Source organism: Brevibacterium sp. SMBL_HHYL_HB1, from assembly GCF_018208375.1.
Classification (GTDB): Bacteria; Actinomycetota; Actinomycetes; order Actinomycetales; family Brevibacteriaceae; genus Brevibacterium; species Brevibacterium intestinavium.
This window is the reverse complement of sequence record NZ_CP062936.1, coordinates 502,504-523,371: the sequence shown is the minus strand read 5'-3', so window position 1 is coordinate 523,371 and position 20,868 is coordinate 502,504. Positions and strand designations below refer to the sequence as shown.

The following is a 20,868-nucleotide window of genomic DNA, read 5'->3' as shown; positions in this document are numbered from 1 at the left end:
CGCGGGCGCGCAGGTGCGAGCTCACCGACACTTCAGTTTACGCAGGGTTCAGACTCGTCGCGACCGCGCCAAGACCTCGTCGTGACCGCAGGTGAGGCGTCGCGGAGTCGGGGGATTTCGGTCAGATGTCGCCGACTCGTCGTCTTCGGGTCACGCGTTCGTCACCGGGCCCGGCTTCCCTGGGAGGCGTGAGAACAGCCATCATTGCCGAATCCTTCCTGCCGAACATGAACGGCGTCACCCACTCGCTCCTGCGGGTCCTCGATCACCTGGCCGACCGCGGCGACGATGTCCTCGTCATCGCCCCGGGCACCCGCCGGGACGGGCCGAAGGAGGTCGCCGGAGCCCGCATCGTCAGGGTCCCCTCGATCGCCCTGCCGAAGTATCGGCGCGTCCGCGTCGCCCCCGGAGGCGTGGCTCGCATCCGTCGGCTGCTGCAGCGGTTCGCCCCGGACGTCGTCCACTTGGCCAGCCCGTTCGTCCTCGGTTGGCGCGGGGTGCTCGCGGCCCAGGCGCTCGGTCTGCCGACCGTGGCCGTCTACCAGACCGAGGTGCCCGCCTACGCCGCCCGGTACGGAATGCACGGCCTCGAGGCGATGCTGTGGAACCATGTCCGCAACATCCACCAGCACGCGTCGCTGACACTGGCCCCATCGAGTTACACGATCGATCAGCTGTCCGACCTCGGTGTCGCCGAGGTGGCCCTCTGGGCCCGTGGAGTCGATTCCTCGCGCTTCGACCCCGGTCACCGCTCCGAGGCATGGCGACGAACCGTGGCCCCGAACGGCCAGAAGATCATCGGATACGCCGGCAGGCTGGCTGCGGAGAAACAGGTCGAGGACCTCGCAGCACTCACCGATGTGCCCGGTGCGCGTCTGGTCATCGTCGGCGACGGACCCTGGCGGACCCGCCTGGCCAGAGCGCTGCCGGAAGCGCATTTCACCGGGTTCCTCGGCGGGGATGCTCTGGCGCAGGCGGTTGCGAGCTTCGATCTCATGGTCGTGCCGGGCGAGCTCGAAACCTTCTGCCAGACGATCCAGGAGGCGATGGCCTCCGAGGTGCCCGTCATCGCCCCGGCCCGAGGCGGCCCCCTCGACCTCGTCGAGCACTCGAAGACCGGATGGCTCTACACCCCGAAGGACCTCGGCGCCATGCGCGCTCATGTGCTCGATCTGCTCGGGGATGAGGCGAAGCGTCGGGCCTTCGGTGCAGCCGGTCGTGAGCAGGTGGTCTCCCGCAGCTGGAAGAGCGTGTGTTCGCAGCTCATCGGCTACTACGCCCGGGCGATCGAGAATCCCGCACCGCAGGTGTGCGGGCGCGGGTTCAGTTCGATGGTGCACACGTTCGCCGGCGGCCCCGGCTTCGAGGGCACGTTGCCGAGCTAGGGGTGCCTCAGAGGCCGGCGGCCCATTCGTCGACGCTGAGCACGGTCGCCTGCTTCGGGAACACCTTCTCCGTGAGCACCCGGTGGACCTCTTCGTCACGGTCGGCACAGGCATCGGAGAGCACCGTGAGTTCGAAGTCGAGGTCTGCGGCCTGGCGCACCGTCGAGAGCACAACACCGCTCGTGGCCACCCCGGCCACGATCAGCGATGAGGCCCCGTATCCGCGCAGCAGCACATCGAGGTCGCTGCCGGTGAAGGCGCTGATGCGGCGTTTGGTCACGATCGGTTCGCCCTGGCGACGGCCGAGGGTCTCGTGGATGCTCGTCGAGGCGTGGGTTTCGTCGACGTCGCCGTGGGCGGCGATGCGAGCGAAGGAGGCAGTCGCCGCCAGCTCCGGCTGCCCCTCGCGCAGGGCCACCCGGACCCACACCACGGGGATGTCGTGCTCGCGGGCCGTGGCCACGGCATCGCGTGCGCGCTCGAGGACTCCGGTTGCGGCGAAGGCCTCGTCGCCGGCGATGCCATTCTGGAAATCCATGGCCAACAGGACGGTTCGATCGGCGTCAGTCATCATGTCTCCTTTGGTTTGCGAGGGTGCTCGGCCCCTCTTCTGCCGAGGCTACTCCTTGCTCCGTATGGTCCGCTGGGTTAGGGCTCAATGCCCCCTGAAACCGAATGAACATCGCAGTCCACGCGCCGGAGTGTCTCATATCAAGACCACTGGGAAATGCAGTTCATTGTCGGCTGCGATCTACGCTGATACCATGAAAGTGAAGCAACGTCGTACTCCCGGCTACCGGATAATCCCGGCCCCAGAGCGGACGGCCCCCTGGTTTTTGCGGAAGCACCCAGGGGGTGCTTCATATTCACGGACTGCTTCTCCTCACCCACCCGTACCGAGCCGCCTCCCTCCGAGCACGAATCTGGCGCAGGAGATCACGGGTCACCGACTGCCCGGGCGCAAACAACTCTCCATTGTCGACCGGAAACCGCGCTGGTACCGTTGATGGTGAAGCAACGTCATGCCCCGGGCTACCGGATAATCCCGGCCTTTGGGAAGACGGCCCCCTGGCGAATGCGGAAGCACCCAGGGGGTGCTTCATATTCAAAGGCATTCCGTCGACGGCATCGATCACCGTCAGTCTGCCCTCCCTCAGGGCAGGGAGGATGAACCTCCCGTCATCTCGCGCGATGTTGCGCTGAACCGCCCACGACACCGCGTCCGCCGACCACAGCAGCGGTTCGTCCCCCATCCGACCGTGAGCGAATCCCACCTGCCGGCTGATCACGCCGGTGCCCCTCAGCTTCTCCAGCACCTGGTGATCGAGCTTGTTCAATGCCGTGTCCTTGTTGTTGTCCGCGACGATGCCACGCACGGCTTCATCCCCGGAACCGCTCGTAAGGTGACGGACGAGCCGATCCAGACACAGGGCCCTGGCCCGAGCAATATCGACCTGAGAGCTGCCCGCCAACGGCAGCTTCACAGCAATCACGTTCCACTCTGATGCCTGAGTGATCGCTTCGACCATTTCCACGATGTCACCGCGGTCGGCGAGAGTTCCGCGGAACTTCTTGTTCGTATGCCAATAGGTGCCGTCGGCGACATCTACCAGCTGCTCGCGAATGGCATCCAAGCAAGCGTGAGAGAAGATGACAGCGGCCATCTGATAGAACGACATCTCCTCACTTGCTCGGCCCTCCCCTACACCTGTTGCCTGCCGCATCGACTCGTCGACGAACGCGATCGGGTTCGGGGACGCGGCGAGGTAGAACCTCTCCAGTACAGGCGACCGTAGGCTTGGGCTCGACATGTCTCCGCTTTCATCCGGGCTGTCATCCAGCAACATTGCTCTGATCCGATGACGTGCCAGCACTCTACGGGTCGCCTATGACACGGGACGGAACTGCTGCTCATCAGGCAATGTTCAACGAGAACGGACGCGGCGGACTGCGTGAATGTCCTCAGTCCACGATGCCGCGGGCGTCAAGGGCACGCCCCGTATCCTGCGCGTACTTCACCGAGCGCAGGATCGCCGGCACCACCCGGGCCTTGATGCTCGAGTCGAGACCACGGGCGCGGGCAGCTCGCTCGGCCTCCCCCAGCAGCCCCGAGATGTGCGAGATCGCGCGCACCATGAGGCTCGCAGTCAGGGCGATCGCCTCGGTGCTGACCCCGAAGAAGCGCAGCGGGCTCACCAGCACGGTGAAGGTGTCGAGCAGCTGCGCGACCGTCGTCGTCAGCGTCAGCAGCAGCGCCGCCTGCACGCAGGCGAACACGGTCCCGCCGACGGCCAGTCCTGCCTGCAGGGAGCCGAAGAAGAACTGCAGGGTCATGACGATGGCGTGAAACCCAGCTTCACTCCAGTCGGCACCACATGCAGCCATCCGCGGGTGGGCGCGACCTTGCCGAAGAGCTGCGGGCGCGGTCTGATACCGGCGTTCCTCCGCCACGTCGCCGAGGCGGGGCCTCCGACGCTGCCGGCGCCACCGGCTTCGTAGACGGTCGCCCCACCGACGCCCGCGCTTTCGTCGGAACCGTGGGATTGCCCGCTCATGGCGTATCGCTCATGATCATCCTGCGGTAGGTCTCGACCGCCTCGGCGGAGGCGGCATCACAGGCGATGCGCCTGTCCTCGCCGACGAGGGCGCGCTCGGCGATCCGGGCGAACTCGAGGTCGTGCGTGGTGAGGATGATGCGCACGCCGCGCGTGGCCACGAGGTTGTGTAGATGCACCCGATTCCGCAGATCGAGTCCCGCATCTCCACGGTGTCGAGAACGTCGATACGCGCCCCAACCGGGACCGTGTGCAGCCGGTCGTCGATCTGGAAGCTGAGCGTGCCTGCTGCAGCTGCGTGGATGGCGTGGAGTGTGCCACAGCGGCAGTTGCCGGGGGCTGACCAAGTGAGGGGAACGCATTCAGATACACGGATTGACTACACTCATGACCTTTCCCGGCGCTGTCTTCGCGTTGGATCCGAAACGTCCCGAACTGAAGCAGAACACGCGTGCCGACGACTCGACAGAACTGCCCAGAGGGTCGACTAACGAACGTCCTCTACTTCTTGCCGGCCTTGGTGCAGACGTTGGAACGTATCGAGTACACCGACTGTTCGTTTTGTCGTCATGTGACGTAGCCAAAACAGCGGTAGATTCGGGTCCCAGAACTCGACGTCTTATTGGGGCTCCCCGCAAGTCGTGGACACGTGAACCACGTCACGCAGCCTGCGTCGACGCTTCCTCCTGAACCCGACCAGCACTCTGCTCGGCCCAGAACTTCTCCTCGAACTCCACCGGCGGAACCATCCCCAACGCCGAATGCAACCTCCGCCGGTTATAGACCACCTCGATCCAACGAGCGACTTCCCGCATTGCCTCGGCCCGGGTCTGCCAGACTCGCCGCTCGAAGAACTCCGTTTTCAACGACGACCAGAACGACTCCGACATCGCGTTATCCCAACACACTCCAGTCCGGCCCACCGACTGCGTCAAACCCAACTCGACAGACGCCTGATGCAACTGCGACGACGTGTACTGCGCTCCTTTGTCGGCATGAAAAATGACGTCAGCTGGAACCAGCTCTCGCAACGTATGAGCCATCCTCAACGCCCGTTCCACGAGGTCAGAATCCTGCCTGGCATCCATCGCCCAACCAAGCACTCGACGTGAGCACCCATCGCGGATCACACATAAGTACACGAACCCCTCCCAGGTGCGCAGATACGTAATATCGCTGATCCACACAGCATCCAACTCACCTCGGTCCCAGACCCGTTTCACGAGGTCCGGAATGTGATGAGTCGCCACCCCCGGCAGAGTCGTCACCGGTTTGAACCGGCGCGGGCTGATGCCTTCAAGGCCCTGCCTGCGCAACGAGGCCGCGACCGTCTTCTCGTCCACGCTCACGCCTTGTCGAGCCAGTTGCGCTGCCACCCGTGGTGCCCCGTAGACGCCATCAGAGTCCGCGTGGATCTCTGCGACGTGCCCATCCAGGCTCCGTTGCGCTCTGGCACGTTTCGATGGTCCGGTCTGCCGACGCTTCTTCCATGCGTAGTACCCAGATTTCGTCACCTCGAGGAGCCTGGCCATCCGGCGAATCGCGTAGTGAGCCTTCTCCGAATCCATCAGTTCGAATTTCTCTTGTTTCGAGGCTTCGACGCGAAGAAGGCGGCTGCTTTTCCCAAAAACTCGTTGTCCTGTTTCAGATCGAAGTTCTCCCGCCTCAACCGTGCCAGTTCAGCCCGTTCGCCCTCGTTCAACGGGCCCGTGGGCTCACCGTCGCCGCGGCGTCGGTGCTTCTCGGCTTTGACCCAGGTGCCCAGGGTCTGTTCACCGACTCCGATTTCCTTGGCCACCGCGGCGATGGACCTGCCGGTGTCGATGACGAGATTCGCCGCCTCGATCCGATACTCCGGGGTGTAAGAGCGCCGCTGGCGCTTCTGATCTGACATATTGAACATCCTTCCAGCAGGACTGCGAATCCCGCTAACTTGGGTGTCCACTATTCGAGGGTAGCCTCATTATACCAACAGGGCCTGTCGCATTAAAAGGTGCTATGGAAACTGAAAAACGAACAATCCTCCCGTCTACACGGAATGTGTTGACCGGCGCTTTAGCCTTGATCCACCGATCTGCTTGATGCCAGGGGTGGGGCTCCCCGCAAGTCGTGGACACGTGAACCACGTCACGCAGCCTGCGTCGACGCTTCCTCCTGAACCCGACCAGCACTCTGCTCGGCCCAGAACTTCTCCTCGAACTCCACCGGCGGAACCATCCCCAACGCCGAATGCAACCTCCGCCGGTTATAGACCACCTCGATCCAACGAGCGACTTCCCGCATTGCCTCGGCCCGGGTCTGCCAGACTCGCCGCTCGAAGAACTCCGTTTTCAACGACGACCAGAACGACTCCGACATCGCGTTATCCCAACACACTCCAGTCCGGCCCACCGACTGCGTCAAACCCAACTCGACAGACGCCTGATGCAACTGCGACGACGTGTACTGCGCTCCTTTGTCGGCATGAAAAATGACGTCAGCTGGAACCAGCTCTCGCAACGTATGAGCCATCCTCAACGCCCGTTCCACGAGGTCAGAATCCTGCCTGGCATCCATCGCCCAACCAAGCACTCGACGTGAGCACCCATCGCGGATCACACATAAGTACACGAACCCCTCCCAGGTGCGCAGATACGTAATATCGCTGATCCACACAGCATCCAACTCACCTCGGTCCCAGACCCGTTTCACGAGGTCCGGAATGTGATGAGTCGCCACCCCCGGCAGAGTCGTCACCGGTTTGAACCGGCGCGGGCTGATGCCTTCAAGGCCCTGCCTGCGCAACGAGGCCGCGACCGTCTTCTCGTCCACGCTCACGCCTTGTCGAGCCAGTTGCGCTGCCACCCGTGGTGCCCCGTAGACGCCATCAGAGTCCGCGTGGATCTCTGCGACGTGCCCATCCAGGCTCCGTTGCGCTCTGGCACGTTTCGATGGTCCGGTCTGCCGACGCTTCTTCCATGCGTAGTACCCAGATTTCGTCACCTCGAGGAGCCTGGCCATCCGGCGAATCGCGTAGTGAGCCTTCTCCGAATCCATCAGTTCGAATTTCTCTTGTTTCGAGGCTTCGACGCGAAGAAGGCGGCTGCTTTTCCCAAAAACTCGTTGTCCTGTTTCAGATCGAAGTTCTCCCGCCTCAACCGTGCCAGTTCAGCCCGTTCGCCCTCGTTCAACGGGCCCGTGGGCTCACCGTCGCCGCGGCGTCGGTGCTTCTCGGCTTTGACCCAGGTGCCCAGGGTCTGTTCACCGACTCCGATTTCCTTGGCCACCGCGGCGATGGACCTGCCGGTGTCGATGACGAGATTCGCCGCCTCGATCCGATACTCCGGGGTGTAAGAGCGCCGCTGGCGCTTCTGATCTGACATATTGAACATCCTTCCAGCAGGACTGCGAATCCCGCTAACTTGGGTGTCCACTATTCGAGGGTAGCCTCAGGGGCTCGCTCGGATTCGAGCGCGGAATCGGTGAGCGGGCAGGAGACATTGCCCCGGTCTCTCACCAGTCTCTTCCACAAAAGTTTCCGAAGGTCTCCTCCAGACCCCGCGGCATCGTGCTCGAAGCAAGAGCGAATCGGTCAGGACAATGCTGTCCTTGGTGGGCTCAACGCTGCTTGCCAGAGTCGTGAGAATTCATCTGCCCACGGCCACTTCGAGGGCAGATGCATAATCAGTTTCCTGGCCCGATGAGCTATCCGAGCCGGAATGCTGATGATCCGTGTCCGCAGCGTCGGAGCGCGGACTTTGCTCATCCGTCCACCGATGAGTCCGGCAACAGCCCGTAGCAGGTTGTGAGTGATCGCCGCTATCGTCACCCACGCGGCGTTGGCGTTGAACACCCCGGAGGGCATATGCGCCAGAGCACCGTTCTTCAGCTCCGCATTGATCTGTTCGATGATCGCGTGCTTGCGATGCGTGTGATCAGCAGCAACAGTGTCGAAACGAGTCCGGTCGACGGTGGTGAAGAACGCGTGATACCGGAACAAGTCAAACAATGGGTCTTGCCCACTCATGCGTTTAGTTTCGTTGAGTTCAGGGATACGGCGGACCACCAAACGCCCCGTCGTTTGCAGTGCCTTTTTCTTCGAGGTGAACGCGGTGAACGGGACCTCAGCGACTTCGGCCTTCGAAATCCATGCCCCGGTCTCCTCGTCGTAGATCGCTTCAGGGTATTCGATGCCCGTCCATGCGTCGTCGCGGATCGCCCCGATCGCTGCTTTGACTCTTTTGTCCATCCGCACCGTGATCGACACATCCGCCCCGCCGTCTTGGGCGGCTTTGACTACGCCTGATGAGTAGTATGCCGAATCAGCGCGCACCAACACCGAAGTGCCAGAGTCGATTCGGGTTGTGGTGGCCAGGGCGTCAGAGACGAATTTGTCAGCACCCCGGGCTGAGGAGGTTGAGCCCTTGCGCAGACGCTGGCCGACAATGATCTGGCTGGAGTCGCGCGTCGACGCGGTCGCTAACAGTGCGTTGAGTCCACGACTGCCTTGGTAGCCGAACCCGGCTCCCTGCTTTTTCGCGGAATGGACGTCGATGACGGTGTCGTCGACATCGACGAAGATCATTGACGCCTGTGCACTGTCCTGGTTCGTGGGCAGCAGCGGTGTGTGCGCGTTGAGGTTAGTCAGAAAACGGGAGGAGATCGCATCGAGTTGCCGGACGTGGCCGAAGGCGAACGAACGCAGGAACGACCCCAGGGTCGAGGGAGCGTAGACGCGGTCGAAAAGGTGTTTCATGCCGCCGTGGCGGAGGATGTTCATGTCATCGATCGAGTCGGCCCCGGCAGCCATTCCCGCGATGAGAGTGGCCAGTTTCGGGGCCGGGTTCGCGCCCTTGTCAGCCCCGGTCGTCGTCACGGTCAGACGGTCTTCGGCGAGGTCTGGCAGGCCGGCGTTCTGGGCCAGTGTCATGATCGGGACCAGCCCGGTGGCGGCGGTGAGATTCCTATCGTCGAAGGAGTGGGACACAGCCGTGGGGGTGTGATTGAATAGCACCTGAGAGGTGCCCCTTTCTGGGCGGGATTGGTTGACTTTGAACATCACCATTTTCCCAGTTCAGAGGGGGCATTTCCATTTCATACGCGGCTTGATCCAGCTACTTGCATCGGTGGATCAAGGTTTAGCTACGGGCAGCGCACTTGCGGTTCTCCTGGGGTCAGGTTCACTAGTGGCGTCGCCAGCCCAGGCGGACACGAACGATATAGCTCAGTACTACCCAGCCCGACCCCAGAGCGTCGAAACAGAGAAGATCGAACTGGACCATAGCGTTGATGTGGCTGAAACGCTCAAGGAAGCAGACAAGCGTGAGATTCACATTCTGTCCGCGGAACTTCTCGTAGGAAACGGCGGCGGGCTCTACCAGTACGACCCCAGCCTCAGCGCGTCGAAGAACGCTGAGTCACTCCAGTCTCAGATTAAGAACCTGACGGGAACCAGTGCAGTCGTCAGCTCGCTTGAGGTCATCTACCCGCCGAAGAAGGATGGCCAGAAGACGAAGAACTCCCCGTCCGCGTCTGCTCACAACTCTGCCACCACGAATCGCGACCAAGTGCAGAAAGCCTTCGCCGGCCTAGACGAAACCAAACCCACCAGTGATGACATTTCGCAGATCCGAGACGGGGTCGAGGACTCTAAAGGTGCTGCGCGGTCACACAACCTTAAGCCTTGATCCACCGATGCGGGTAGCTGTTCAAAGCCGCGTGTGAAATGGAAATGCCCCTCCTGAACTGGGAAAATGATGATGTCTAACGTCAACATTCCCGTTCAAGAAAGGGGCACCTCTCAGGTGCTATTCAATCACACACCCACGGCAGCGTCCTACTCCTTCAACGACACGAACCTCGTCAGTCCTACCGGCCTGGTCCCGATCATGCGTCTGGCCCACCAGGCAGGCCTGCTCGACCTCGCCGAGCAGCGTTTGACCGTGACGACGACCGGAGCCGATAAGGGCGCGAACCCGGGCGCGAAACTGTCCACCCTGATCGCGGGCATGGCCGCCGGCGCCGATTCGATCGATGATATGAACATCCTGCGCCACGGCGGCATGAACAGACTCTTCGACCGTGTCTACGCCCCATCGACTTTGGGATCGTTTCTGCGCTCGTTCTCCTTCGGCCACGTCAGACAGCTCGATGCCATCAGCGCCCGTCTTCTGACCGGCTTCGACCAGCACATACGCCTGCTGGCCACCAGTCCGACAACACCGCAGTCGTCAATGGTCTTCGTTGACGTCGACGACACCGTCATCGACGTCCATTCCGCAAGGAAACAAGGAGCCGGATTCGGGTATCAAGGCAGTCGGGGACTCAACGCGCTCTTGGCGACTGCATCGACAAGCACCTCCAGTCAGGTCATCGTCGGTCAGCGTCTCCGGAAGGGCTCTACCTCATCAGCTCGGGGTGCCGACAAGTTCGTCTCTGACGCCCTGGCCACCACTCGACGCATCAATTCCGGTCAGGCCCCGGTGCTGGTGCGTGCTGATTCCGCCTACTACTCGTCGACAATGACCAAAGCCGCCCGCGGTGCTGGGGCCGAGGTGTCGGTGACGGTGCGTATGGACAAGAAGGTCAAAACAGCGATCTCCACCATCGACGATGATGCGTGGACCGGCATCCAGTACCCGGAAGCGATCTTCGACGAAGAGACCAAAACGTGGATCAGCAAGGCTGAAGTCGCTGAAGTCGCCTTTACCGCGTTCACGTCGAAGAAGAAGGCTCTGCAGGTGCCAGGCCGGTTGATCGTGCGACGAGTCCCCGAGCTCAACGAGAAGAAGCGGTCTGCCGGGCAGGACCCGTTATTCGACTTGTACCGATACCACGCCTTCTTCACCACCCTCGATCAGGAGCGCTTCGACACTGTTCTGGCGGACCAGATCCACCGGAAGCACGCAATCATCGAGCAGATCAATGCGGAATTGAAAAACGGTGCACTGGCGCATATGCCCTCAGGGGCCTTCGATGCCAACGCAGCGTGGGTGACGATCGCGGCGATGACTCATAACCTACTGCGGGCAGCTGCTGGGCTCATGGGTGGCCGAATGAGCAAGGCGCGTGCACAAACACTGAGGACGCGTATCATCCTCGTCCCGGCCCGGATTGCCCACCGAGCGAGGAGATTGATCCTGAATCTGCCCAGAGACTGGCCATGGGCCGAGGAATTCGCTCGTTTGTGGCAGGCCGCGTTGAGCCCTCCCCAACGTGCGTTGACATGACCGATCAGCCCGAGCGGGCGTGAAGACCGGGGCCCGGGGAGGAGGCCTACGGGAACTGAAAAGTGGAATCAGACTGGTGAGAGACCGGGACGATGTTCCCTGCCCATTTGTCGACATTTTGCGGGAACCGGATTCACACCACGGCTCCCATACCGATCGGTGGATCAAGGTTAAGCCCCAAGCCGATGGCGTGCCCGCTGAGACTAATGCTCACCCCAATAACGTTGCCTTCCGGACAGACGATGATGTGAACGGTAGGAGAAAAGTAACCTACGACATCCAGTGGATGGACAAGAGTGACATCAAAAACGCCCCCGACGATTGGGGTCTGGAAGTCGAGCTATACCAGCACAACTACAAGCTCTCCGATACCATTCAACGGCCGGCGTGCCCTAAGGGAACAGACGAGAAGTTCTGGGCAGATGCTGGCCTGCACGGGACCACAATCGCCTACCTGTTCAACAACAAGAAGAACTCATCTGCCGAAGCAAAGCTGGAACCGTACCTGGATAACAACCACTGGAGCGATCCGTGCAGCCAAGGTGGTATCGGTGTAGGGTTTGACAAGCCGAAAACGTTGCCTCGCTGGGATGAAACTGTTCTCGATACGAAAATTCACCAAAGCCTAACCGTTACCATGGCGGTCCCTAAGCCTTGATCCACCGATGCGGGTAGCTGTTCAAAGCCGCGTGTGAAATGGAAATGCCCCTCCTGAACTGGGAAAATGATGATGTCTAACGTCAACATTCCCGTTCAAGAAAGGGGCACCTCTCAGGTGCTATTCAATCACACACCCACGGCAGCGTCCTACTCCTTCAACGACACGAACCTCGTCAGTCCTACCGGCCTGGTCCCGATCATGCGTCTGGCCCACCAGGCAGGCCTGCTCGACCTCGCCGAGCAGCGTTTGACCGTGACGACGACCGGAGCCGATAAGGGCGCGAACCCGGGCGCGAAACTGTCCACCCTGATCGCGGGCATGGCCGCCGGCGCCGATTCGATCGATGATATGAACATCCTGCGCCACGGCGGCATGAACAGACTCTTCGACCGTGTCTACGCCCCATCGACTTTGGGATCGTTTCTGCGCTCGTTCTCCTTCGGCCACGTCAGACAGCTCGATGCCATCAGCGCCCGTCTTCTGACCGGCTTCGACCAGCACATACGCCTGCTGGCCACCAGTCCGACAACACCGCAGTCGTCAATGGTCTTCGTTGACGTCGACGACACCGTCATCGACGTCCATTCCGCAAGGAAACAAGGAGCCGGATTCGGGTATCAAGGCAGTCGGGGACTCAACGCGCTCTTGGCGACTGCATCGACAAGCACCTCCAGTCAGGTCATCGTCGGTCAGCGTCTCCGGAAGGGCTCTACCTCATCAGCTCGGGGTGCCGACAAGTTCGTCTCTGACGCCCTGGCCACCACTCGACGCATCAATTCCGGTCAGGCCCCGGTGCTGGTGCGTGCTGATTCCGCCTACTACTCGTCGACAATGACCAAAGCCGCCCGCGGTGCTGGGGCCGAGGTGTCGGTGACGGTGCGTATGGACAAGAAGGTCAAAACAGCGATCTCCACCATCGACGATGATGCGTGGACCGGCATCCAGTACCCGGAAGCGATCTTCGACGAAGAGACCAAAACGTGGATCAGCAAGGCTGAAGTCGCTGAAGTCGCCTTTACCGCGTTCACGTCGAAGAAGAAGGCTCTGCAGGTGCCAGGCCGGTTGATCGTGCGACGAGTCCCCGAGCTCAACGAGAAGAAGCGGTCTGCCGGGCAGGACCCGTTATTCGACTTGTACCGATACCACGCCTTCTTCACCACCCTCGATCAGGAGCGCTTCGACACTGTTCTGGCGGACCAGATCCACCGGAAGCACGCAATCATCGAGCAGATCAATGCGGAATTGAAAAACGGTGCACTGGCGCATATGCCCTCAGGGGCCTTCGATGCCAACGCAGCGTGGGTGACGATCGCGGCGATGACTCATAACCTACTGCGGGCAGCTGCTGGGCTCATGGGTGGCCGAATGAGCAAGGCGCGTGCACAAACACTGAGGACGCGTATCATCCTCGTCCCGGCCCGGATTGCCCACCGAGCGAGGAGATTGATCCTGAATCTGCCCAGAGACTGGCCATGGGCCGAGGAATTCGCTCGTTTGTGGCAGGCCGCGTTGAGCCCTCCCCAACGTGCGTTGACATGACCGATCAGCCCGAGCGGGCGTGAAGACCGGGGCCCGGGGAGGAGGCCTACGGGAACTGAAAAGTGGAATCAGACTGGTGAGAGACCGGGACGATGTTCCCTGCCCATTTGTCGACATTTTGCGGGAACCGGATTCACACCACGGCTCCCATACCGATCGGTGGATCAAGGCTAAGGGGAATGAAGCGTGGAGCCATATCTCCGCGGCGTCCAGCTTTGTTGCGTATAACTGTGAGGCGGAGGACAAGGCAGAAACTGACTGCATGGGACTTGTCGGGAAGTGGCCCGAGGCCAAGATGGGTGGGGACTCAGACATGCTCCTCTTGAACAAGAACAGGAAGTGGAAGACGCCAACCTACTTCAGTTGGTCCGCTAATGCGATCAAGAGGCCGGCTGGTTTGCCACGATGATGATCAAGCAGGGCCGGTGGACCGGGCCACTTTACCTGTGGTTGGCGGGGATAGTTCTGGTGTTGATCTCCCTCATTCACACGTGGGCTTTGGGGTACTCACTGAGAAAACGCGGCTCCGTTGAACCCGAGTGGTGCCCGGAGATTCCGTCTGATGTTCCTCAAGAAGTCGGGTTCGGATACGAGGTGTCGTCCCTTCCCCCGACCGTGCACTGTGACGTGAGCTCAAAGGAGGCCGGCTGGTCGGATACTCAGCAAACCCTTCTGATCGCGGACACCGTATCGCTGGTAATTGGGGCAGCCTTGCTGCTCATCGGGGTTGTCCTTTATGTCAGACGGCGAGCCGCACGATCGGTCGCTTCTTAACCGGGGAGTGTGGATCCTGGTAGAGAGAGGTCTCTGATTTTCAGATACGTGGGCTTGACAATAGGCCCCGTCGGCCACTCTCGCGACAGTTCAGTCCACGATGCCGCGGGCCTCAAGTGCCCGCCCCGTATCCTGCGCGTACTTCACCGAGCGCAGGATCGCCGGCACCACCCGGGCCTTGATGCTCGAGTCGAGACCACGGGCGCGGGCAGCCCGCTCGGCCTCCCCCAGCAGTCCCGAGATGTGCGAGATCGCGCGCACCATGAGGCTCGCAGTCAGGGCGATCGCCTCGGTGCTGACCCCGAAGAAGCGCAGCGGGCTCACCAGCACAGTGAAGGTGTCGAGCAGCTGCGCGACCGTGGACGTCAGAGTCAGCAGCAGCGCAGCCTGCACGCAGGCGAACACGGTGCCGCCGACCGCCAGTCCTGCCTGCAGGGAGCCGAAGAAGAACTGCAGCGTCATGACGATGGCCACCAGCACGGCGACATAGAGCCACGTGCGCAGGAAGTACGAGAGCCGCAGCCGGGCCGTGAAACCGATGACGAGGAGGACGACGAACATCGACCAGTTGATCACGGGATCGCGGAAGATGAGCGCGACGATGCCGATCGCCGCAATGAGTGCGAGCTTCACCCCGGTCGGGACCGAGTGCAGCCATCCGCGGGTGGGCGCGACCTTGCCGAAGAGCTGCGGGCGCGGTTTGATCCCGGCGTTCGTCCGCCACGGCGACGAGGCGGGGCCTCCGAGGCTGCCAGCGGCCCTGCCGACTTCGTGACCAGCGGCCCCGCCGATGCCCGCGCTTTCATCGGAACCGTGGGAATGCCCGCTCATTGCGTATCGCTCATGATGAGGTCTCGGTAGTTCTCCACCGCCTCGGCGGGGGTGGCATCGCAGACGATGCGTCCGCCTTCGACGACGAGCGCCCGCTGGGCCAGATGGGCGAACTCGAGGTCATGGGTGGTGAGGATGATGCGCACCCCGCGCCGGTCCACGAGCTGGCGCAGGTGCACGCGCAGCCGTTCCCGGTTGCGCAGGTCGAGCAGCGTGGTCGGTTCGTCGAGGACGAGGATCTGCGGGTCGACGGCGAGCACCGCGGCCAGAGCCACGAGCTGACGCTGGCCGCCGGAGAGTTCGTAGACGCTGCGTTCGGCCAGATCGGCGATGCCGAGCTCCTCGAGGACGGCCAGTGCCACGGTTCTGCGCTCGGCCTTCGGCACGGATTTGCGCAGGGACAGTTCGATGTCCTCGATCGGGGTCGGCATGACCAGCTGCGCGGCGGGGTCGGTGAAGACGAACCCGACCCGTGACCGCACCTTCGCCGGCTGCCGGGCAGGGTCGAATCCGTCGACGAGGACCTGTCCCGCATTCGCTGTGACCAGGCCGTTGAACAGCTGCAGAAGCGTCGATTTGCCCGAGCCGTTGGCGCCGATGACGGCGACGATGTCCTCGCTCAGCGTGAAGCTGATGTCCTGGAGGATCGGCCGGACGACGTCACCGTCGGGACCGTCGTCGACGACGCCGACGCCGACGTCGCTCAGTCGGATCTCACGCATCACTTCACGGTCTCCACGCTGACTCCGCGGCGGCGGAGGACATCGGGAAACGCCCGGTGGATGAGGACCGCGACCGAGGCGGCGAGGATGTTCTTGATGATGTCGCCGGGCCAGTAGGCGAGGTCGGCGACGGCGGCGACGCCCAGCGGCAGATCGGCGTTGATCGACATGCCGAGGATTCCCAGCGGGTGGTTGAGCACCAGGCTGCCGGCGAATCCGCCGAGGAACAGGGCCGCCCCGAGCTTCAGCCCTCCGAAGCGGCGCACGGCCCAGCGGGCGATGAATCCCGCGGCCATGGCGTAGAGGGTGAACGAGAGGATGTAACCGGCGCTCGGTCCGGCGAGCACGCCGATGCCGCCGTTCATACCGGAGAAGATCGGCAGTCCGAGCAGACCGAGGAGCACGTAGAGCAGGGTCGCCCCGGCGCCCCGCCACGGCCCGAGCACCATTCCGCACAGGGCGATCGCGAAGGTCTGGAGAGTGATCGGCACACCCGCGGGGCCGACGGGGACCGGTGGCATCATCGCGAAGGCTGCGAGCATGGCGGCGAAGACCGCGATGAGGGCGATATCGCCGGCGCGACCGGCGGAGCGGGGACGGGTGAGACCCGCCGAGGCGGTGCTGTGTGCCTGAGTCATGAGTACTCCATAGTTCGTGATCCATCCGGTCCGATTCCGGATGCACCCGAGGCGACCCCGGGTACCCCACCACTGTAGCTGAACACTGTTCAGGAACTGAATTCGGGGGCATCCGGCGGTCGCCTCGGCACTGCCCGTGGGCCTCACGGGCCGACGATCACTCCCATTCGATGGTTCCCGGCGGCTTCGAGGTCACGTCGAGGACGACCCGGTTGATGTCGTCGACCTCGTTGGTGATGCGGTTGGAGATGGTGGAGAGGACGTCATAGGGAATGCGCGTCCAATCGGCGGTCATCGCATCCTCGCTCGAGACAGGGCGCAGCACCACGGGGTGACCGTAGGTGCGGCCGTCGCCCTGGACGCCCACGGAGCGCACATCGGCCAGGAGCACGACCGGGCACTGCCAGATCTCCCCGTCGAGGCCGGCCTTCGTCAGCTCGGCGCGGGCGATGGCGTCGGCGCGGCGGAGGATGTTCAGACGCTCCTCGGTGACCTCGCCGATGATGCGGATGCCCAGGCCGGGGCCGGGGAAGGGCTGACGGGACACGATCGCCTCGGGCACGCCGAGCTCGCGGCCGATGGCCCGGACCTCGTCCTTGAACAGGGCGCGCAGCGGTTCGATGAGTTCGAACTGGATGTCATCGGGCAGGCCGCCGACGTTGTGGTGGCTCTTGATGTTCGCCGTCCCGGATCCGCCGCCGGACTCGACGACATCGGGGTACAGGGTGCCCTGGACGAGGAAGGCGATCTCCTCGCCCTCGTCCTGGGCCTCGAGCACGAGGTCGGCGGCGGCGGTCTCGAAGGTGCGGATGAACTCGCGGCCGATGAGCTTGCGCTTCTCCTCCGGGTCGGTGACGCCGGACAGCTGTGACAGGAACTGCTCCCGCGCGTCCACGGTGACCAGGCGGACGCCGATCGAGGCGACGTAGTCCTGCTCGACCTGGGCCCGTTCGTTCTCACGCAGCAGGCCGTGGTCGACGAAGACGCAGGTGAGCTGGTCGCCGATGGCCTTGTGCACAAGGGCGGCGGCCACCGAGGAGTCGACGCCTCCGGACAGGGCGCAGATGACCTTCTTCTGTCCCACGCGGGCGCGGATGAGCTCGACCTGTTCGTCGATGACCGAGGCGTTCGTCCAATCGGCTTCGAGGCCGGCGACGTTGTACAGGAAGTTCTCGAGGATCTTCTGCCCGTGCTCGGAGTGGAGGACCTCGGGATGCCACTGCACGCCGGCGAAGCGCTTGGCCGGGCATTCGAAGGCGGCCACGGGAGTGTCGGGGGTGGAGGCGAGCACGTCGAAGCCGGCCGGTGCCTCGGCGACGGAGTCCCCATGGGACATCCACACCTTGTAGTCGCTCGGGGTCTCGGCCAGCAGCGAGCCCGTGTCGGTGACCGACAGCGGGGTCGATCCGTATTCGCGCTTGTCCGTCTTCGCCACGCGACCGCCGAGGCTGACCGACATCAGCTGGAAGCCGTAGCAGATGCCCATAGTCGGCACACCGAGGTCGAACACGCTCGTGTCGAAGTTCGGTGCGGCCTCGTCATTGACGCTCGAGGGTCCGCCGGAGAGCACGATGGCCAGCGGGTTCTTCGCCGCGAATTCGGACGCCGGGGCGTCGTGGGCGATGATCTCCGAGTACAGGCCGGCCTCGCGGATGCGGCGGGCGATGAGCTGGGCGTACTGGGCGCCGAAATCGACGACGAGGACAGGGGGCACCTGCGTGCTCTGGGTTTGCGTCATGATCCAATTCTAAGCATCGGCCGCGTGCCTCCCGAATTCAGGGCTTCGCCGCCTCGGCGACGGTTCGCCCTTCCGCCTCGGCGACGGACCGCTCGCCCACCCCGCCACGAAGACGGTTCGATTCCCCGCCTCGGCGACGGGAACCGCGCTCGCCGCGTCAGCTCTTGGGGGCGACGACGACGGCGGCCTCGAGTTCGGCGTCGACCTGACGGTGGATGCGGCGTTCGAGGATGAACGACATCACGGGCACGACGCCGGCCAGCGCGAGGATGACGTAGCGGCCGAGGCTCCAGCGCATCTGCTGGTTGAGCCAGAAGCAGCCGATGAGGTAGACGACGTAGCACCAGCCGTGGCAGATGGCGATGGCCGCGGCGAGGTTGAAGTCGCCGAAGGTCAAGGCGGTCTCCGAATCCGCGGCGATGAGGTACTTGTAGATCATCTCGGCCGTGAGGATGAGCAGCATCGTACCGGTGATGAAGGCCATCACTCGGTAGAACTTCAGCGCATTGCGGGCCGAGGTGAAGCGCTTGACGCTCCACACATCTGACTCATCGAAGTCGGGGCGGGAGTCCAAGGACTCGTGTTCTTCACTCACGCTCAGTTTCCTCCGGTCGTGCTGCTATCGGTGTCTGATCTGTCTGTCCGGCGACCGCCGGTTCCCGTCGAGGCCCCGCCATCGGATCCGACAGCGCGATTCTTCTTCGCCGGCTTCTTCCCACCGTGGCGGTGGGCCGGCAGTCCGGTCAGGCCCGACATCACCTCGGGGTCGATGGACGAGGAGCCCGCCGCCTTGACGACAACATACTCGACGGGCTTCTCCGAATCCTGGGAATCCTCGCCGAGGCGGCGGCGCATATAGTCGTCGCGCAGCAGCTGGAACCACATATAGAGGGCCATGGCCGCGAAGATCAGCCATTCGACGGCGTACGCGGCCGACTGCAGGTCGAATCCGCCCTCGTCGCGGGTCGTCGTCGTGGGGACCTGGGCCAGCCCATCGGTGCCGACCGAGGCGGCCGCACCCGTGGCCTCCTCGGGGATGAGGAACCCGGAGTAGGTGAGCAGATCGGGGAACATGTTGATCAGCTGCGAAGTCGAGACCGTGCGCACCTGCCCGTCGGGCAGATCGTTGCCCGGCTGCGGGCCCTCGATGGGTCCGATCCGGGCGGTGAGGGAGACCTGGCCCTCCTCGGCGCGGGAGTTCATGGCCAGTTCCTCGTCGGTGGTGAAACCACGGACGACGGGGATCGCGATCGTCTTCTCATCCGCGTTCGCCGCTTCGACCCCCTCGCCGAGGTGGGCCCCGTCCGGGGCGAACATCGTGACCACCCAGTACCCCGAGTCATCGTCCTGGACGCGTCCGGGAACGACGACCTGGTCGTCGGGCAGCCAGTGTCCGCTCAGGCTGACCCGCTGATCGGCGAGGATCCCGGGCATCGGGGCCTGGGCGTCCATGACGTCGTTGAAGTCCTTGAGCTCGTCGACGCTGGCGGACTCCGCGACGTCGTTCTTGTGCTGCGCCCGGTCGACCTGCCACGCGGAGAGACCGACGAAGCAGGTCACGAGCACCAGCACCAACAGCAGGGACCCCAACCACTTGGGGGTCAGCGCCAAGCGGAACAGATCAGACCACCGAGCCGGACTGGTAGGGCGAGACAGTGACGTCGACGCGTTGGAATTCCTTGAGGTCGAGGTAGCCGGTCGTGGCCAGGGCCCGACGCAGGGCGCCGACGAGGTTGAGTTCGCCGATCGCGGTGCGTCCGGGACCGAAGAGCACCTGCTCGAGGCTGCCGACGGTGCCCAGTTCCACTCGGTGGCCGCGCGGCAGCTGCGGGTGGTGGGCCTCGGCGCCCCAGTGCATCCCGCGACCGGGGGCCTCGGTCGCCCGAGCCAGTGCGGTGCCGAGCATGACGGCGTCGGCGCCGACGCCGAAGGCCTTGACGATCTCGCCGCTCGTGCCCAGTCCGCCATCGGCGATGACGTGGACGTAGCGACCGCCGGATTCGTCCATGTAGTCACGGCGGGCGGCGTGGACATCGGCCACGGCCGTGGCCATCGGAGCGTGGATGCCCAGGGTTCTGCGCGTCGTGGCCGCCGCTCCCCCGCCGAAGCCGACCAGGACTCCGGCGGCGCCGGTGCGCATGAGGTGCAGGGCCGCGGTGTAGGTGGCCGCGCCGCCGACGATGACGGGCACATCGAGTTCGTAGATGAACTGCTTGAGGTTGAGCGGTTCGGTGTGCGTCGAGACGTGCTCGGCCGAGACCGTGGTGCCGCGGATGACGAAGATGTCGACACCGGCATCGACGACGGTCTTGTAGAACTCCTGGGTCCGCTGCGGGGTCAGGGCGCCGGCGACGGTGACTCCGGCCTCTCGGATCTGCTCGAGGCGGGCGGTGATGAGCTCGGCCTGGATGGGAGCGGAGTAGAGCTCCTGCATCCGGGAGGTGGCCATCTCCGAGGGCAGTTGGGCGATCTCGGCCAGCAGCGGGGTCGGATCCTCGTAACGGGTCCAGAGCCCCTCGAGGTCGAGCACGCCGAGTCCGCCGAAGCGGCCGAGGGCGATCACGGTCTCCGGCGACATGGCCGAGTCCATGGGCGCGCCGATGAAGGGCAGGTCGAACTGATAGGCGTCGATCTGCCACTTCAGGGACACGTCTTCGGGGTCGCGGGTGCGTCGAGCAGGGACGATGGCGATATCGTCGAGAGAATAGGCGCGACGACCGCGCTTGCCTTTGCCGATCTCGATTTCAGAACTCACCCCAACAGCCTATCCCACCACCGTTCTCCACTGGTCTCAGCCCACTATGAGGAACGTCTGGT

20 protein-coding genes are annotated in these 20,868 nt (G+C 63.5%); 5 read left to right on the top strand and 15 right to left on the bottom strand.

The genetic code is table 11. The annotated features are described in order from the left end of the window. Positions 1-188: 188 nt before the first annotated feature. Entirely contained in the window at positions 189-1,385 is a 1,197-nt protein-coding gene (locus IG171_RS02460) for a glycosyltransferase family 1 protein (RefSeq protein WP_212129629.1), read from the top strand. Between the two features lie 7 nt (positions 1,386-1,392). On the opposite strand, the gene IG171_RS02455 is transcribed toward IG171_RS02460, so the two are convergent. From IG171_RS02455 to IG171_RS02420, 8 genes are all read right to left on the bottom strand, one after another. Further along, a complete protein-coding gene (locus IG171_RS02455; RefSeq protein ID WP_249203984.1) occupies positions 1,393-1,959 on the bottom strand; it encodes an isochorismatase family cysteine hydrolase in 567 nt (188 codons plus the stop codon). 292 nt (positions 1,960-2,251) lie between these two features. Further along, complete coding sequence (locus IG171_RS02450) at positions 2,252-3,232, bottom strand: hypothetical protein (protein ID WP_212129628.1); 981 nt, start codon at positions 3,230-3,232, stop codon at positions 2,252-2,254. Positions 3,233-3,347: 115 nt separating this feature from the next. Then, positions 3,348-3,719, bottom strand: coding sequence for a CbiQ family ECF transporter T component (locus IG171_RS02445; RefSeq protein ID WP_249203983.1), 372 nt, complete (start codon positions 3,717-3,719; stop codon positions 3,348-3,350). Next, the gene (locus tag IG171_RS02440) at positions 3,716-3,940 is read right to left on the bottom strand and encodes a hypothetical protein (protein ID WP_212131802.1); all 225 of its coding nucleotides are present in this window, start codon (positions 3,938-3,940) and stop codon (positions 3,716-3,718) included. The genes IG171_RS02445 and IG171_RS02440 overlap by 4 nt, the downstream gene beginning before the upstream one ends. Further along, positions 3,937-4,119, bottom strand: a complete 183-nt coding sequence (locus IG171_RS02435) for a hypothetical protein (protein ID WP_212129625.1) — start codon at positions 4,117-4,119, stop codon at positions 3,937-3,939. Before IG171_RS02435 ends, IG171_RS02440 begins: the two co-directional genes overlap by 4 nt. A gap of 480 nt (positions 4,120-4,599) precedes the next feature. After that, positions 4,600-5,834 (bottom strand): IS3 family transposase gene (locus tag IG171_RS02430; RefSeq protein WP_212128014.1). Its coding sequence is split into 2 segments (ribosomal slippage): positions 4,600-5,552 and positions 5,552-5,834, totalling 1,236 coding nucleotides; the frame shifts between segments, so codons are not numbered across the junction. Positions 5,835-6,067: 233 nt separating this feature from the next. Then, a protein-coding gene (locus IG171_RS02425; RefSeq protein WP_212128014.1) for an IS3 family transposase occupies positions 6,068-7,302 on the bottom strand; the annotation gives its coding sequence in 2 pieces (ribosomal slippage) (positions 6,068-7,020 and positions 7,020-7,302; 1,236 coding nt in all). A gap of 209 nt (positions 7,303-7,511) precedes the next feature. Then, entirely contained in the window at positions 7,512-8,906 is a 1,395-nt protein-coding gene (locus IG171_RS02420) for an IS1380 family transposase (RefSeq protein ID WP_249204272.1), read from the bottom strand. Positions 8,907-8,970: 64 nt separating this feature from the next. Between IG171_RS02420 and IG171_RS02415 the strand changes: the two genes are divergently transcribed. From IG171_RS02415 to IG171_RS02400, 4 genes are all read left to right on the top strand, one after another. After that, positions 8,971-9,606, top strand: a complete 636-nt coding sequence (locus IG171_RS02415) for a hypothetical protein (RefSeq protein ID WP_212129623.1) — start codon at positions 8,971-8,973, stop codon at positions 9,604-9,606. Between the two features lie 117 nt (positions 9,607-9,723). Then, the gene (locus IG171_RS02410; protein WP_135542801.1) at positions 9,724-11,148 is read left to right on the top strand and encodes an IS1380 family transposase; all 1,425 of its coding nucleotides are present in this window, start codon (positions 9,724-9,726) and stop codon (positions 11,146-11,148) included. A gap of 76 nt (positions 11,149-11,224) precedes the next feature. Continuing rightward, on the top strand, positions 11,225-11,806 hold the full coding sequence (locus tag IG171_RS02405; protein ID WP_212129621.1) for a hypothetical protein: 582 nt from the start codon (positions 11,225-11,227) through the stop codon (positions 11,804-11,806). Between the two features lie 117 nt (positions 11,807-11,923). Further along, the gene (locus IG171_RS02400; RefSeq protein ID WP_135542801.1) at positions 11,924-13,348 is read left to right on the top strand and encodes an IS1380 family transposase; all 1,425 of its coding nucleotides are present in this window, start codon (positions 11,924-11,926) and stop codon (positions 13,346-13,348) included. An 864-nt stretch (positions 13,349-14,212) separates the two neighbouring features. Here the strand turns inward: IG171_RS02400 and IG171_RS02395 are convergent. The 7 genes from IG171_RS02395 to IG171_RS02365 form a co-directional block, all read right to left on the bottom strand. Next, entirely contained in the window at positions 14,213-14,953 is a 741-nt protein-coding gene (locus tag IG171_RS02395; protein WP_249203982.1) for an energy-coupling factor transporter transmembrane protein EcfT, read from the bottom strand. Further along, entirely contained in the window at positions 14,950-15,675 is a 726-nt protein-coding gene (locus IG171_RS02390; protein ID WP_212129619.1) for an ABC transporter ATP-binding protein, read from the bottom strand. Before IG171_RS02390 ends, IG171_RS02395 begins: the two co-directional genes overlap by 4 nt. Further along, entirely contained in the window at positions 15,675-16,313 is a 639-nt protein-coding gene (locus tag IG171_RS02385) for a biotin transporter BioY (RefSeq protein WP_212129618.1), read from the bottom strand. The genes IG171_RS02390 and IG171_RS02385 overlap by 1 nt, the downstream gene beginning before the upstream one ends. A 157-nt stretch (positions 16,314-16,470) precedes the next feature. Beyond that, a complete protein-coding gene (gene guaA / locus IG171_RS02380) occupies positions 16,471-18,051 on the bottom strand; it encodes a glutamine-hydrolyzing GMP synthase (protein WP_212129617.1) in 1,581 nt (526 codons plus the stop codon). 157 nt (positions 18,052-18,208) lie between these two features. Beyond that, positions 18,209-18,646, bottom strand: coding sequence for a DUF3817 domain-containing protein (locus tag IG171_RS02375; RefSeq protein WP_212129616.1), 438 nt, complete (start codon positions 18,644-18,646; stop codon positions 18,209-18,211). A gap of 2 nt (positions 18,647-18,648) precedes the next feature. Then, complete coding sequence (locus IG171_RS02370; protein ID WP_249203981.1) at positions 18,649-19,662, bottom strand: SURF1 family protein; 1,014 nt, start codon at positions 19,660-19,662, stop codon at positions 18,649-18,651. Positions 19,663-19,672: 10 nt separating this feature from the next. Beyond that, on the bottom strand, positions 19,673-20,806 hold the full coding sequence (locus IG171_RS02365; protein WP_212129615.1) for a GuaB3 family IMP dehydrogenase-related protein: 1,134 nt from the start codon (positions 20,804-20,806) through the stop codon (positions 19,673-19,675). Between the last annotated feature and the right edge of the window lie 62 nt (positions 20,807-20,868).